General features: G+C 65.6%; 15 protein-coding genes and 1 pseudogene. 9 read left to right on the forward strand and 7 right to left on the reverse strand.

Going from position 1 to position 12692, the window contains the following annotated elements; genetic code table 11:
* Positions 1-7: 7 nt before the first annotated feature.
* The 3 genes from ACVMIM_RS02650 to hemC all read right to left on the reverse strand — a co-directional run bounded on the left by ACVMIM_RS02650 (position 8) and on the right by hemC (position 3226).
* Positions 8-1483: a COG4223 family protein gene (locus ACVMIM_RS02650; RefSeq protein ID WP_476110240.1), complete on the reverse strand. Its 1476-nt coding sequence runs from the start codon at positions 1481-1483 to the stop codon at positions 8-10.
* 104 nt (positions 1484-1587) lie between these two features.
* Entirely contained in the window at positions 1588-2361 is a 774-nt protein-coding gene (locus ACVMIM_RS02655; RefSeq protein ID WP_476110241.1) for a uroporphyrinogen-III synthase, read from the reverse strand.
* Positions 2303-3226 (reverse strand): hydroxymethylbilane synthase, encoded by a 924-nt coding sequence (hemC, locus tag ACVMIM_RS02660; RefSeq protein WP_476110243.1) that lies wholly within the window; start codon positions 3224-3226, stop codon positions 2303-2305. The genes ACVMIM_RS02655 and hemC overlap by 59 nt, the downstream gene beginning before the upstream one ends.
* Positions 3227-3453: 227 nt before the next feature.
* Between hemC and tsaD the strand changes: the two genes are divergently transcribed.
* The 6 genes from tsaD to ACVMIM_RS02690 all read left to right on the forward strand — a co-directional run bounded on the left by tsaD (position 3454) and on the right by ACVMIM_RS02690 (position 7526).
* Positions 3454-4539 carry a tRNA (adenosine(37)-N6)-threonylcarbamoyltransferase complex transferase subunit TsaD gene (tsaD, locus tag ACVMIM_RS02665; RefSeq protein ID WP_476117074.1) on the forward strand — a complete coding sequence of 362 codons (1086 nt, stop codon included), beginning with the start codon at positions 3454-3456 and terminating at the stop codon, positions 4537-4539.
* Positions 4536-5564 carry an NAD(P)H-dependent glycerol-3-phosphate dehydrogenase gene (locus ACVMIM_RS02670; protein WP_476110245.1) on the forward strand — a complete coding sequence of 343 codons (1029 nt, stop codon included), beginning with the start codon at positions 4536-4538 and terminating at the stop codon, positions 5562-5564. Before tsaD ends, ACVMIM_RS02670 begins: the two co-directional genes overlap by 4 nt.
* A 17-nt stretch (positions 5565-5581) precedes the next feature.
* Positions 5582-5878, forward strand: coding sequence for a YciI-like protein (locus ACVMIM_RS02675; protein WP_476110247.1), 297 nt, complete (start codon positions 5582-5584; stop codon positions 5876-5878).
* Between the two features lie 93 nt (positions 5879-5971).
* Complete coding sequence (locus ACVMIM_RS02680) at positions 5972-6397, forward strand: EVE domain-containing protein (RefSeq protein WP_224531891.1); 426 nt, start codon at positions 5972-5974, stop codon at positions 6395-6397.
* Positions 6352-7050, forward strand: a complete 699-nt coding sequence (locus ACVMIM_RS02685) for a class I SAM-dependent methyltransferase (RefSeq protein ID WP_476110249.1) — start codon at positions 6352-6354, stop codon at positions 7048-7050. Before ACVMIM_RS02680 ends, ACVMIM_RS02685 begins: the two co-directional genes overlap by 46 nt.
* A 50-nt stretch (positions 7051-7100) precedes the next feature.
* On the forward strand, positions 7101-7526 hold the full coding sequence (locus ACVMIM_RS02690) for a DUF1761 domain-containing protein (RefSeq protein ID WP_476110251.1): 426 nt from the start codon (positions 7101-7103) through the stop codon (positions 7524-7526).
* Between the two features lie 14 nt (positions 7527-7540).
* Here ACVMIM_RS02690 and gcvA read toward each other — a convergent pair whose 3' ends face one another.
* Positions 7541-8467, reverse strand: a complete 927-nt coding sequence (gene gcvA / locus ACVMIM_RS02695; protein WP_476110253.1) for a transcriptional regulator GcvA — start codon at positions 8465-8467, stop codon at positions 7541-7543.
* 130 nt (positions 8468-8597) lie between these two features.
* Between gcvA and ACVMIM_RS02700 the strand changes: the two genes are divergently transcribed.
* Complete coding sequence (locus ACVMIM_RS02700; protein WP_476110254.1) at positions 8598-8858, forward strand: hypothetical protein; 261 nt, start codon at positions 8598-8600, stop codon at positions 8856-8858.
* A gap of 83 nt (positions 8859-8941) precedes the next feature.
* Here ACVMIM_RS02700 and ACVMIM_RS02705 read toward each other — a convergent pair whose 3' ends face one another.
* A complete protein-coding gene (locus ACVMIM_RS02705; protein ID WP_476117076.1) occupies positions 8942-9538 on the reverse strand; it encodes a L,D-transpeptidase family protein in 597 nt (198 codons plus the stop codon).
* Between the two features lie 86 nt (positions 9539-9624).
* On the opposite strand from ACVMIM_RS02705, the gene ACVMIM_RS02710 reads away from it, so the two are divergent.
* Positions 9625-10308: a response regulator transcription factor gene (locus ACVMIM_RS02710; protein ID WP_040991447.1), complete on the forward strand. Its 684-nt coding sequence runs from the start codon at positions 9625-9627 to the stop codon at positions 10306-10308.
* Between the two features lie 249 nt (positions 10309-10557).
* Positions 10558-11014 (forward strand): annotated as a pseudogene (locus ACVMIM_RS02715) (Crp/Fnr family transcriptional regulator).
* Positions 11015-11095: 81 nt separating this feature from the next.
* Here ACVMIM_RS02715 and xth read toward each other — a convergent pair.
* The gene (gene xth, locus ACVMIM_RS02720; RefSeq protein ID WP_476110257.1) at positions 11096-11902 is read right to left on the reverse strand and encodes an exodeoxyribonuclease III; all 807 of its coding nucleotides are present in this window, start codon (positions 11900-11902) and stop codon (positions 11096-11098) included.
* Positions 11903-12000: 98 nt separating this feature from the next.
* Positions 12001-12678 (reverse strand): outer-membrane lipoprotein carrier protein LolA, encoded by a 678-nt coding sequence (locus ACVMIM_RS02725; RefSeq protein WP_476110259.1) that lies wholly within the window; start codon positions 12676-12678, stop codon positions 12001-12003.
* Between the last annotated feature and the right edge of the window lie 14 nt (positions 12679-12692).

The following is a 12692-nucleotide window of genomic DNA, read 5'->3' on the forward strand; positions in this document are numbered from 1 at the left end:
GTCGTCCTCACGCCTTCGTCGCGCCGGCAATCAGCGCTTCGAGCTGCTTTTCGACCTCGAGCCGCGCCTTAAGTTTGCCGGCAAAATCGGCGCCGGCGCCCTTCGCGGCGTCGGGCAGCGTGTCGTATTCGCTGAGGGCCTTGGCATAGTCGCCCTGGTTGACCGCCACTTCCATACGGGCCACGGTTTCCGGGACGCCCTTGCCTTCAATGGCGCCGACCGGGCGCACCTTGACCAGCGATTCCGCGCTCGACACCAGGCTCTGGAAGAAGCCGGCATTCTGGTCGACGGGCTTTGCCGCCTCGACCATGGCATTGGCGGCGGCATCGGCCTCCGAAGCGATGGTGGCGCGGGTCGGCACGCCCTTCTCGGCATAGGAGCGCAGCGCAGCGAGTTCCGGCGCGTCCGGCGCGATCGCCGCGAACGTGTCGAGCTCGGTCGCGAAGGGCGCGCCGCGGTCGAGTGCCGACTTCAGCGCCGACGCGGCGATCGCCAGCGCGATCTTGGGCTGCGAGGCCTGCGCTTCGACCTTGCCGGAAAGCTGCGACATGGACTGCTCCAGCGCCGCGATCCGGCCGTCCTCGGCCTTGGCCGCGTCGGCGGTCGACTTCACCAGCGCGTCGAGCCCGGCGATCTTCTCGTTGAGCGGGCCGAGATCGACGGGCGCCGCATTGCCGTTCTTCCGCAGCTCGGCGACGGCCGTCTCGATCTGGCCGACCTTGTCGACGAGCGCCTTGAGCGCGGAGGCGTCGCCGCTCTGCCCAGCCGAGGATTTCAGCGCCGCGACATCGGTCTTGACCTGCTCGAGCGCCGAGGAAAGACCATCGACCTTGGCCGAGGCCCCGCTGTCGCCGCTTTCCTTCAGCGCCGCGATTTCGCTTTTCAGCGAAGCGATCTCGCCATTGACCCCATCGAGCGATCCTCCGTTCGATCCCGGCGCGCCAATCAGTCCGACGGCCTGCAAAAGGCCGGCGCCGGCAAGCGCGATCACCCCGCCGATGACGCCTGCGGCGATGGCGTTGACGCCGGTTCTGCGCGGTGGCTGCGGCACGCGGTCCTCGCCCCATGTCTCACTTCGCGTCTCGCTTGGCTTCGTGGTGGAGGCGCCGGCGCTGGCCGTGGAGGCATCCTCGAGATTGTAGTCGAAGCCCTTGGGCTGGCTCTTCGATGCATCGGAACCGCCGGGATATGGCTTTTCCGGCTCGTCCTTGCCGGTCTCGGGCTTGTCGGCCGTCGCCTGGGCGGCGTCGCTATGCTCCCAAGGCTCGATATCGGCCTGCTCGGCATGGATCGGCTCTTCCGGCGCTTCCGGCTGCGAAGCAGCGGCCGCCTCTTCCGCCTTCGCCTCGTCGGTCTGCGCGGTGCTGGCCTCGGCCTTGGCGGCATCCTCGTCGGTGATTCGCGAGACGGCGCCGGGCTCGAGTTCGATGGTCGCCGGCTCGCGCCGGGTCTTCGAATGCCGCATCTTCGGCGTCTTGACCATGCTTGGGCTCCGCAAATTGGCTTGAGGATGGATCAACGGGTCAGAGCGTCAGGATGCTCTAGCACATCACCAAGCGGTGAAAAGGGGCGGTGTGATGACGCGGCTCAGCCGGGCAGCGACAAAAGGGCCAGCAACGCATCTTCCTCGGGTTTGGATGCGATGCGAACCCTGTTACCGGCAACCCTTTCCATCGGCCCCCCAACCCGGGCAGAGAGCGCCAGGAATTCCGTTTTTGCAAAGAGATGCCCCAGCGTCGGCCGCGCCATCAGGCCGACCAGCACCGTGCTGGCCTTGGCCGAATAGAGCAGCGCGGCATCGATCGATCGGCCCGACAGGCGGTCGGCCACCTCTGCATCGCCATAGTCGATCGCTGTTGTGTCGTAGGTCTCGATCGCCTGGACATGCACACCCGCCATCGCCAGCCGCTGCTCGAACACCGGGAAGCGGACGCGACCGCATAGATAGACGATTGCCTTGCCGGCAAGATCGCCTGTGATGGTGTCTGCCAGCGCCTCCGCATCGCCCGGACCCTCCGTGACAGCGAGAAATCCCGCCACGCGGCAGGCTTCGGCCGTCCTTTTCCCGACCGCGTGGCAAGGCAGGTCCGCAAGCGCCGCGACCAGCGCTTTCGGTGCATGCCGCACCGCATTGGCGCTGGTGACAGCGACCGCGACGGCATCGCCGCCGATGCTCGCTTCGACTGGCAATGCGCTCGTCTCGGTTAAGGGCAGCAAGACCGGCTGGAATCCTAGGGCTTCGAGGCGTCGTGCCGTGAGCGACGCGCCAGGCTCCGGCCTCGTCACCAGGACGCGGACCATATCAGGCCCAGCCGTCGAAGAATTTAGCGCCGGCCCTGGCGCGAACTGTGCGGGCGGCATCGAGGCCGATCTCCGCCGCATCCGCAGCCTCGCCTTCCAGCCGGACCTCATGCGATTCCGTGCCGTCGGGCGAGATGATCAGCCCGGCGAAGGAGAGTTTTTCGCCGGCTACCGTCGCATGACCGGCGATGGGCGTGCGGCACGAGCCGTCAAGCGCGGCCAGGAAGGCGCGCTCGCAGGCGAGTGCCTGGCCGGTCGGCACATGATGGATCGCCGCCAGCATCTTCTCGACGTCGCGGTCGCCGATGCGCGTTTCGATGCCGATCGCGCCCTGGCCTGGCGCCGGCGGAAAACCCTCGAGCGCCATCAGGTCGGTGACGACATGTTCGAGGCCAAGCCGCTTCAGCCCGGCATAGGCGAGGATGGTGCCTTCGGCGACGCCTTCGTCCAGCTTGCGCAGCCTGGTCTGCACATTGCCGCGGAAGATCACCACGTCGAGGTCCGGCCGCATGCGGCGGAGCAGCGCCTGGCGCCGCAACGACGACGACCCAACCGTGGCGCCATGCGGCAGGTCGGCGATCCGCTTCACCTTCTTGCCGATGAAGGCGTCGCGCGCGTCCTCACGCGGCAGGAAGGTGGAAAGCTCCAGCCCGTCGGGCAGCACCGTCGGCATGTCCTTCGACGAATGCACCGCCATGTCGATGCGGCCGTCGAGCAGCGCCTCCTCGATTTCCTTGGTGAACAGGCCCTTGCCGCCGGCTTCCGAGAGCGGCCGGTCCTGGATGCGGTCTCCGCTGGTCGAGATCGGCACCACCTCGAACGCCTGCTCGGGTAGGCCATGCGCCTGCATCAGCCGCGCCCGCGCCTCATGCGCCTGGGCCAGCGCCAGCGGGCTTCCGCGTGTTCCGATTTTCAAAGTTTGCATGGCGCGCGGTCCGTGATAACCCCCGAGTGACTCGAGGTCTGTCGAGATTCAGGTCAGGCCGAGCCGAAAATGGTGGGTTTCGAGAACCGGAGCGGAGCGTACTTTTGGGTACGTGAGCACCGGAAGCGCAGAAAACCGCCATTTGCAGGCCCGCATCACCTGAATATCGGCAGACCTCCTATCTAGTAAACGCCGGTCAGACAACCTTCATGGACAGCGACCAATTGATCCGCGTTCTGGGCATTGAGACGAGTTGCGACGAGACGGCGGCCAGCGTGGTGGCGCTGGACGGCGCCGCCGCGCCGAAGATCCTGTCCAACGTCGTGCTCAGCCAGATCGAGGAGCACGCGGCCTTCGGCGGCGTCGTGCCGGAAATCGCAGCGCGCGCCCATGTCGAGGCGCTGGACGGTATCGTCGAGGCAGCACTTGCCGATTCGGCGGTGTCGCTGGACGAGGTCGACGCCATCGCCGCCACCGCCGGCCCCGGCCTGGTTGGGGGATTGATCGTGGGCCTGATGACTGCCAAGGCGATCGCTGCGGCCGCCGACAAGCCGCTGATCGCCATCAACCACCTTGAAGGCCACGCGCTGACGGCACGGCTGACCGATGGGCTCGATTTCCCTTATCTTCTGCTGCTCGTCTCCGGCGGCCACACCCAGATCGTCGCGGTGCGCGGCGTCGGCGACTATCAGCGCTGGGCAACCACCATCGACGACGCGCTGGGCGAAGCCTTCGACAAGACGGCAAAGATGCTCGGCCTGCCCTATCCCGGCGGACCGAATGTCGAGAAGACGGCGGCAGGCGGCGACGCAGGCCGCTTTGCCTTCCCGCGCCCGATGAAAGGCTCGGCGCAGCCCGACTTCTCCTTCTCCGGCCTGAAGACGGCGGTGCGCCAGGCGGCAACGGCGATCGCGCCGCTGAGCGACCAGGACGTCGCCGACATCTGCGCCTCCTTCCAGGCGGCGGTGGCTGACGCGCTGGGCGACCGTGTCGGCCGCGCCCTTGCCCGCTTCCGCCAGGAATTCCCGGGCCAGGCAAAGCCGGCGCTGGTCGTCGCCGGCGGCGTCGCCGCCAACCGCACCATCAAGGCGACGCTTGAAGCGCTGTGTTCGGAAGCGGGCTTCGCCTTCGTGGCGCCGCCGCAAAAGCTTTGCACCGACAACGCCGCGATGATCGCATGGGCCGGCATCGAGCGGCTGCGCGCCGGCATCGTCGACGAGAATGCTGCCGATTTCGTGCCGCGCTCGCGCTGGCCGCTCGACAGTGTTTCGGCTCCCTTGGTCGGCTCGGGCCGGCGCGGTGCCAAGGCATGACCAAGAAAGGCATCACCAGCAAGGAGAGCAAAAGTCCTGCCAGCGGATGGCGCGTCGCGGTGCTGGGCGGCGGTGCCTGGGGCACGGCGCTGGCGCTCGCCATGTTGCGAGCCGGTCATTTCGTCCGCCTCTATGCGCGCGACCAGGACACCGTCGCCGCCATCGATCGCGGCGAAAACCCGCGCTATCTGCCGGGGATCACGATCGAGCCGGGCATCGTCGCCACCAGCGACATCGCCGCGGCGCTCGGCGGCGCCGACTGCGTGCTCGCCGTCACGCCGGCGCAGTCGCTGCGCGCTGTGCTCGCCTCTGCGCGCAGCCATGTCCCTGCAGGCGTGCCGCTGGTGCTCTGCGCCAAGGGCATCGAGCGCGATACCGGGGCGCTGCTGTCGGCGATCGTCGAGGAAAGCCTGCCGGACAATCCGGTCGCGGCGCTCTCTGGTCCGAGCTTCGCGAGCGACGTCGCGCGCGGCCTGCCGACTGCCGTCGTGGTCGCCGCCCGCGAGGCGGAATTGGCCGCCGAGCTTGCCGCCCGCTTCTCGGCCGAGAACCTGCGCTGCTATTCCAGTGACGACCTGATCGGCGTCGAGGTCGGCGGCGCGCTGAAGAACGTCTTTGCTATCGCCGCCGGCGCGATCACCGGCGCCGGGTTAGGCGCCAGTGCCCAGGCCGCCATGGTGACGCGCGGCTTCGTCGAATTGCGCCGCCTCGGCGCCGCCTTCGGCGCGAAACCCGAGACGCTGATGGGGCTTTCCGGCCTCGGTGACCTGCTGCTCACCTGTTCTTCCGCGCAGTCGCGCAATTTCGCCTACGGCCTGGCGCTCGGCCAAGGCAAGCCGCTCGCCGGCCTGCCATTGGCCGAAGGCGTGCCGACGGCGGGCATCGCCGCCCGCATCGCCGCCGAGCGCGGCATCGAGGCGCCGATCATCTCGGCCGTCGCCGCCATCCTCGACGGCAAGGTGACCATCGGCCAGGCGGTGACTGCGCTGATGACGCGCCCGCTCAAGACCGAAACCGACATCTGAATGATCGGAGTTGAAAAATGCTGTTTGCGTTGATTTGCAAGGACAAGCCCGGCAGCCTGCAGCTGCGCGTCGACACGCGGCCGGCGCATGCGGCCTTCCTGGAGGGCCTGATCGCTGAGGGCAAGCTTGCCTTTGCGGGTCCCTTCCTCGACGCAGACGGCAAGCCGGACGGCAGCCTGGTGATGATCGAGGCGCCGGACATGGCTGCTGCCCAGGCGCTCGCCGCCGCCGATCCCTACGCCAAGGCCGGCCTGTTCGAAAGCGTGCAGATCCGTCCGTGGAACTGGGTCTTCCAGAAGCCCGCCAGCGCATGATCGTTCGCTGCTCTCGCCGCGGCGACGGCGAGAGAGTAAGCATAGACGGGAATGCCATGCGTGGCGGTGCGACAAAGCGATGGGACAAACGATATGAATTACTGGCTGTTCAAGTCCGAACCTTCGGTCTTTTCCTTCGAGGCGCTGAAGGCCAAGGGCAAGGCCGGCACGCAATGGGATGGCGTCCGCAACTACGCCGCCCGCAACAACATGAAGGCCATGCAGATCGGCGATCTCGGCTTCTTCTATCATTCCAATGAGGGGCTCGACATCGTCGGCATCGCCGAGGTCTGCGCGCTGGCGCATCCCGACACCACCACCGACGATCCGCGCTGGGAATGCGTCGATATCCGCGCCTATAAGGACGTGCCGAAGCCGGTGACGCTGGAGCAAGTGAAGGCCAACCCCAAGCTCGCCGACATGGCGCTGGTCCGGCTCGGCCGGCTTTCCGTGCAGCCGGTGACGCCGGCCGAATGGAAAGAGGTCTGCCGCATGGCCGAGCTCAACCCGGCGCCGTGAAACGACTTACGCCGAAAAGCGCGAAGACCTTCATCCTCGACAACACGGCGCTGATGGCGCCGCCGCATGTGCCGGAAGTGCTCTTGCACCTCGCCGACGAAGCGCATGATTTGTGGCTGCGCACCGAGGAGGAACTGGCCGAGATCGGTCTGCCGCCGCCCTTCTGGGCCTTCGCCTGGGCCGGCGGCCAGGGCCTCGCCCGCTATGTGCTCGATCACCCCGGAACCGTGCGCGGCAAGCGGGTGCTCGACTTCGCTTCCGGCTCGGGCCTCGTCGCCATCGCCGCGGCGAAAGCAGGCGCTGCGCAAGTCATCGCCGCCGACATCGACCCGTTCTGCGAGACGGCAATCGCCATCAACCTCGAAGCGAACGGCATTGAAGCGCAATTCCTCGGCACGGATTGCGTCGGCACCGACGATGGCTGGGACGTCGTGCTCGCCGGCGACGTCTTTTACGACAAGGCCTTCGCCGACAGGCTGCGGCCCTGGTTCACGTCCCTGAAAGCGCGCGGCGCCGAGATCCTCGTCGGCGATCCCGGTCGCGCCTACCTTCCCGAGACCGGGCTGGAACAGCTTGCCGTCTACCAGGTTCCGGTGACGCGCGTGCTGGAGGATGCCGAGGTCAAGCGCACGACCGTCTGGCGCCTTGCTTGACGCGACCAGCGAACAAGCGTTCCATCGCATTTCGATCTGGAGGGGAAAGCATGGATTTTTCGGTCGTGAACTGGCTGGCGGTGATCGCCGCCGCCGTCGTCGCATGGTTGTTCGGCGCCGCCTGGTATATGAGCCTGAGCAAGCCCTGGCTGAAAGCGGCCAAGCTCGACCCGGCCACCATGCAGCGCTCGGTCGTTCCGTTCGTCATCAGCTTCATCGCCGAGCTCATCATGGCGCTCGTGCTGACACTCGTGGTGGGCGCCATAACCGGCGGCGAGCCGAACCCTGTGGCGGGATTGCTGTTCGGCTTCGTGCTTTGGCTGGGCTTCATCGCCACCACGCTTGCCGTCAACCATCGCTATGAAGGCTTCGGCTGGGCCCTGACGCTGATCGATGCCGGCCACTGGCTGGGGGTGATGCTGATCATCGGCGCCATCATCGGCTGGTTCGGCGCGCCCGCGGCGCCAGCGGGCTGAAGCTAGAGACGGCGCTACCCCGCGTCCGCGTCTTTCGCCACCTCGCCCAGCAGCCATTCGCGGAAGGCGATGATCCGCGCATCGTCCTTGGACGCCTCGGGATAGACCAGGAAATAGGCGAATTCCGGCGCGACCTTGATGCCGAGCTCGAAGGGCCGTACCAGGCGCCCTTGCGAAAGATCGTTGGCCACCATGGCAAAGTCGGCGAGCGCCACCGCATTGCCGTCGAGCGCCGCCTGGGTCGCATCGGTCGAGGACCCGAAGACGAGCGTGCGGCTGTCGTCGAAATCGTCGACGCCGGCCGCGTGCATCCACATGCTCCAGTTAGGCCACGTCACGCCTTGCCGCGACCATTCGATATGCGCAAGCGTGTGGTTGAAGAGGTCGCGCGGCTCCTTCAGCGGCGGACCTGAGGCGAGCAACGCCGGACTGCAGACCGGGATGATGACGTTCTCGAACAGCCGGTGCGCGATGATCCCCGGATATTTGCCGGTGCCGAAGCGGATGCCGACATCGACATCGTCGCGCTCGAAATCCCTGACGTCGTAGGTGATGTCGAAGCGCAGCTCGACGCCGGGCTTCTGCCGGCGGAAGTCGTCGACGCGGCGCATCAGCCATTTCGTCGCGAACTGGGCGTCGAGCGTCACCTTGAGCAGCGCCGTGCCGCGCGTCATCTTGCGGGCGCGGCTGACGGCGCGGTTCAGCAGGTCGAGCGCGTCGACCGAGGCCTCCAGCAGCACACTGCCCGCCTCCGTCAGCCGGATGGTGCGGCTGGTGCGCGTGAGCAGCACCAGGTCGAGCTGATCCTCGATTTCCTTGATCTGATGGCTGACCGCCGCCGGCGTTAGGCCGAGCTCGTCCGCGGCGCGGGTGAAGTTGAGATGCCTGGCGGCTGCCTCGAACGTCCTCAGCGCGCGCGTTCCCGGCAGCAGCTTGGACATGCCATCTCCAAATAAAACTTGATGATCAGAAAAGAACTACTCGTTTCCCGTTTGTTTTTCAATCCGGCATCATGGCTTCATCGAAAACACCATAAAACCGGATTTGATCCGGAGAACACGAGATAAAGCCATGTCTGAGATCGCCCTGAAGCCCTGCACCCCCCTTGAATCCCCCTCCAGCCTCACCCTTTGGCTGCGTTCAGCCCGCGATTGGCTGCGCCAGGCCCACGTCGCCGCCAGGCTGCCACACGACTCGGTCGATGACCTCTCCGACAGCCAGCTGCGCGACATCGGCGCCGAGCGCCGGGATATTTCGAAGACGATGGATCGAGAGCTTCGCGAGATTGGGCTGCTCGGCACGGGCTGGCAGCAGCCGGGAAAGAGGCAGTAGGGATTAGGCAGTAGGCATTAGGAAAGGACACACCTACTGCCTACTGCCTACTGCCTACTGCCTACTGCCTACTGCCTACTGCCCTACCTCACCACCTTCACCACCGTCCTGTCCGACAGCAACGGAAGCAGCCTTGCCATGGTCCGCGCCGTCACCGCCACGCAGCCTTGGGTCGGCGTGAAGCCCGGCCGCGCCAGGTGGAAGAAGATCGCGCTGCCGCGCCCGCGCCGGCGGGGCGCGATGTTCCAGTCGAGCACCAGGCAGACATCGTAGAGCCGGTCGTCGCGCTTCATCCGCTCGTGGCTCGCGCCATAGGGGATCTTCACCGGACGGTTGTAGTTGCGGTCGTCCGGCACCTCGCACCAGCCGAGATCCGGGCCGATGGGCGCCATCGGCAGCCTCGTCCGGCGCCCGGCCGCAAACTGATCGCCCCGGAAATAGCCCGACAGGATGCGCATCGACGCCAGCGGCGTCGCGCCGTCCCCTTCATGCTTGTTGGCGGTGATGCCGCTGCGCCCCAGCGCGCAGGGAAACACCGTTTTGCCGGCTTGCAGGAAGCCTTGCGCGGGGTTGCCGGGGCGCGCCCGCACCAGCAAAACGCTCAAGCCCTTCGGCAAAAATGCGCTCGCCGCATTGCGCGCGCGTTTTTTCTTGTATGATCGTGTCACGGAACAAATCACTGTGATCGGCTGTTGCGCCGGTGAGCTTCCGCATAAATGGGGGGAGGTCAACTGAATATTCTTTTTAAAACAACGGATTGATATCCATGACATCACGCACCATCCTGATCGTTGATGACGACGACGACCTGCGCGCCACCCTGGTCGAGCAGCTGGCGCTTTACGAAGAGTTCGACGTCCAGCAGGAATCGACCGCCGCAAAAGGCGTTGCCGCCGCGCGCGGCGGCGTTGTCGACCTGCTCATCATGGATGTCGGCCTGCCGGACATGGACGGCCGCGAGGCGGTGAAGATCCTGCGCAAGGGTGGCTACAAGGCGCCGATCATCATGCTGACCGGCCACGATACCGATTCCGACACGATCCTGGGCCTAGAGGCCGGCGCCAACGATTATGTGACCAAGCCTTTCCGCTTCGCAGTGCTGCTCGCGCGCATCCGCGCCCAGCTTCGCCAGCATGAGCAGAGCGAGGACGCGACCTTCTCGGTCGGCCCCTACACCTTCAAGCCCAGCCAGAAGCTGCTGATCGATCCGCGCGGCGCCAAGGTGCGGCTGACCGAGAAGGAAGCCTCGATCATCAAATATCTCTACCGCGCCGACCAGAAGGTGGTGACGCGCGACGTGCTGTTGGAAGAGGTCTGGGGCTACAATTCCGGCGTCACCACGCACACGCTGGAGACCCATGTCTACCGGTTGCGCCAGAAGATCGAGCGCGATCCGTCCAACGCCGAAATTCTTGTGACGGAAAGCGGCGGCTACAAGCTGGTTCCTTAAACATTTCATGATCCAAGAAGTGTGAAACGGTTGGGCTCGGCGGCTTCGCCGTAGCCTTCCGCCTGGAATTGAGCCAAAAGAGATAGAGCGGTCGGGCGGAACCGCTTCGGGTACGATCCTGGTGCTGGAGGGTGACGGGTCGGCTCGTTGCACGCATCGCACGATGCACGGTGGAGCGTTTCTCGCGTGCCCAGAAGGGCGCCCGCTCCAAAGGAGGGATTGGACTGACCGCTCGGGGACAAAGCTAGGATGGCACTGGATGACGACATCCGCATCCTGTCCGGCGTGAAGCTTTTCCAAGGCTTCACGCAGGAACAGTTGCGCCTGCTCGCCTTCGGCGCCGAGACCACCGTGCTGCAGGCCGACCATAAGCTCTACCGCGAGGATGACGTCGCCGACTCTGCTTACATCGTGGTCAGCGGCTTGATCACGCTCTATCGGGAGCTCGGGGGCCGAACGCGTCCCGATCGGCACTGCGGGTCCAGGCACCATGCTGAGCGAACTGGCGCTGATCGCCGACACCAACCGGCTGACCAGCGCCTCCGCCGCCGTCGATTCGGAAGTGATCCGATTGAGCCGCAAGATGTTCCATCGCATCCTGGAAGAATATCCGGAGATCGCGGTGCTGTTGCATGACCGCATCCTGGAGGAATTCCAGCAGATGATCGCCCGCATCGAGGAACTGGCGCCGCGGTTTACAGAGTAGGGCCCGACGAAAGGCCCGAGAGCTTCGTCATTCAGGGCGGAGTAAGGAGCGAACGCCAGCGCCGCCCTATCCCGCAGCGCTTCAATCCAATTCGAATCGCGCGATCACCGGCACATGGTCTGACGGCTTCTCCCAGCCGCGCGCCGCCTGCAGGATCTCGTAGCCTTTGAAAGCCGGCACCAGATTGGCGGAGGACCAGACATGGTCGAGGCGTCGACCGCGGTTCGACGCCTGCCAGTCCTTCGCGCGGTAGCTCCACCAGGTGTAGAGTTTCTGCTCGGCCGGCACGTTGAGTCGCATCAGGTCGACCCAGCCGCCGGCCTTGCGCATCGCCTCGAAACTTGTCGTCTCGACCGGCGTGTGGCTGACGACGTTGAGCAATTGCTTGTGCGACCAGACGTCGTGCTCTTGCGGCGCGATGTTCAGATCGCCGACCAGGATCGACGCGGACGATTCGTCCCCGCTTGCCGGCACACTGTTCATCTCATAGACGAAATCGAGCTTGTGCCGGAATTTGCGGTTGATCTCCGGATCCGGCTCGTCGCCGCCGGCCGGCACATAGAAATTATGGACCAGCACCGATTTGCCGCCTGCCTGTACCCTGACCGACAAGTGCCGGCTGTCGTCGATCTCGCAGAAACGCCGCTTCTCGACCAGCTCGATCGGGCGGCGCGCGACGGTGGCGACGCCGTGATAGCCCTTCTGGCCATGGAACAGGATGTGCTCGTAGCCTGCCTTGCGGAATGCCTTTTCCGGAAACAGCTCGTCGGGCACCTTGGTTTCCTGGAGGCAGAGCACGTCCGGCGCGTGCTCCTTCAGCAGCCGCTCGACGATCGTCATGCGCAGGCGCACGGAGTTGATGTTCCAGGTGGCGATGGTGAAAGACATTCAGGCGAGGTCCGGGACGGCAAAGCTCGCCGCACTAGTGCCAGCCGCCTACCGGAAAGACAAGCTCGGCTGTGGATCTCGGCCGCTTCGGCGCCGGCTTATCCGCCGGATCGCTCCCTGCTATTCAACTCTCTGTTCGCCGTGTAGTCGATCGCGAACGTGTCGGCCGGGATGCTGACTCCTTCCTTGACGTTGAAGATCATCACCGTCGTATCCTTGCCCTGTGCGTCCGTGATCGTCCACTGGCGCAGTTCGTAGGTTTTCGGATCGAACATCATGGTGATCGTCGCATTGCCGAAGACCGACTTGTCGGAAAGCTTGATAGTGGTGAGGTCGTCCTCTTCCTTGACGGCCTTGACGCGCCCGCCGGAGAGGTCGATCCGGTCGTCGAGCAGCAGCTTCAGCGGCGTCTTCGACAGCGGGTAGAGGTCGGAGGTGTTGAGCTTCTTGTTCAGGATCACCACCGACTTGCCGTCGGAGATGACGCGGAAATTCGAGGAACCGTCATAGTTGAAGCGGATCTTGCCCGGCCGCTCGAGGAAGAACTTGCCGCCGGTCTGCTCGCCTTTCGGGCCGAACTGAACGAACTCGCCGCTCATCGACTTCACCGAGGAGAAATGGTCGGCGATCTTCTGCGCCGCCGGCGGCACGGCGGCCTGCGCGGCGGCCACGAGCTGATAGCCCGGCACGAGGTTGAGCGCGGCGGCTCCGCCAAGCATCAGGCCGAGGCCGAGGACCTGGCGGCGGGTGAGGGCGAATTCGGTCTGGGTCTTCATGCCGGTCACTTTCT

The organism is Mesorhizobium sp. USDA 4413 (genome assembly GCF_056280365.1).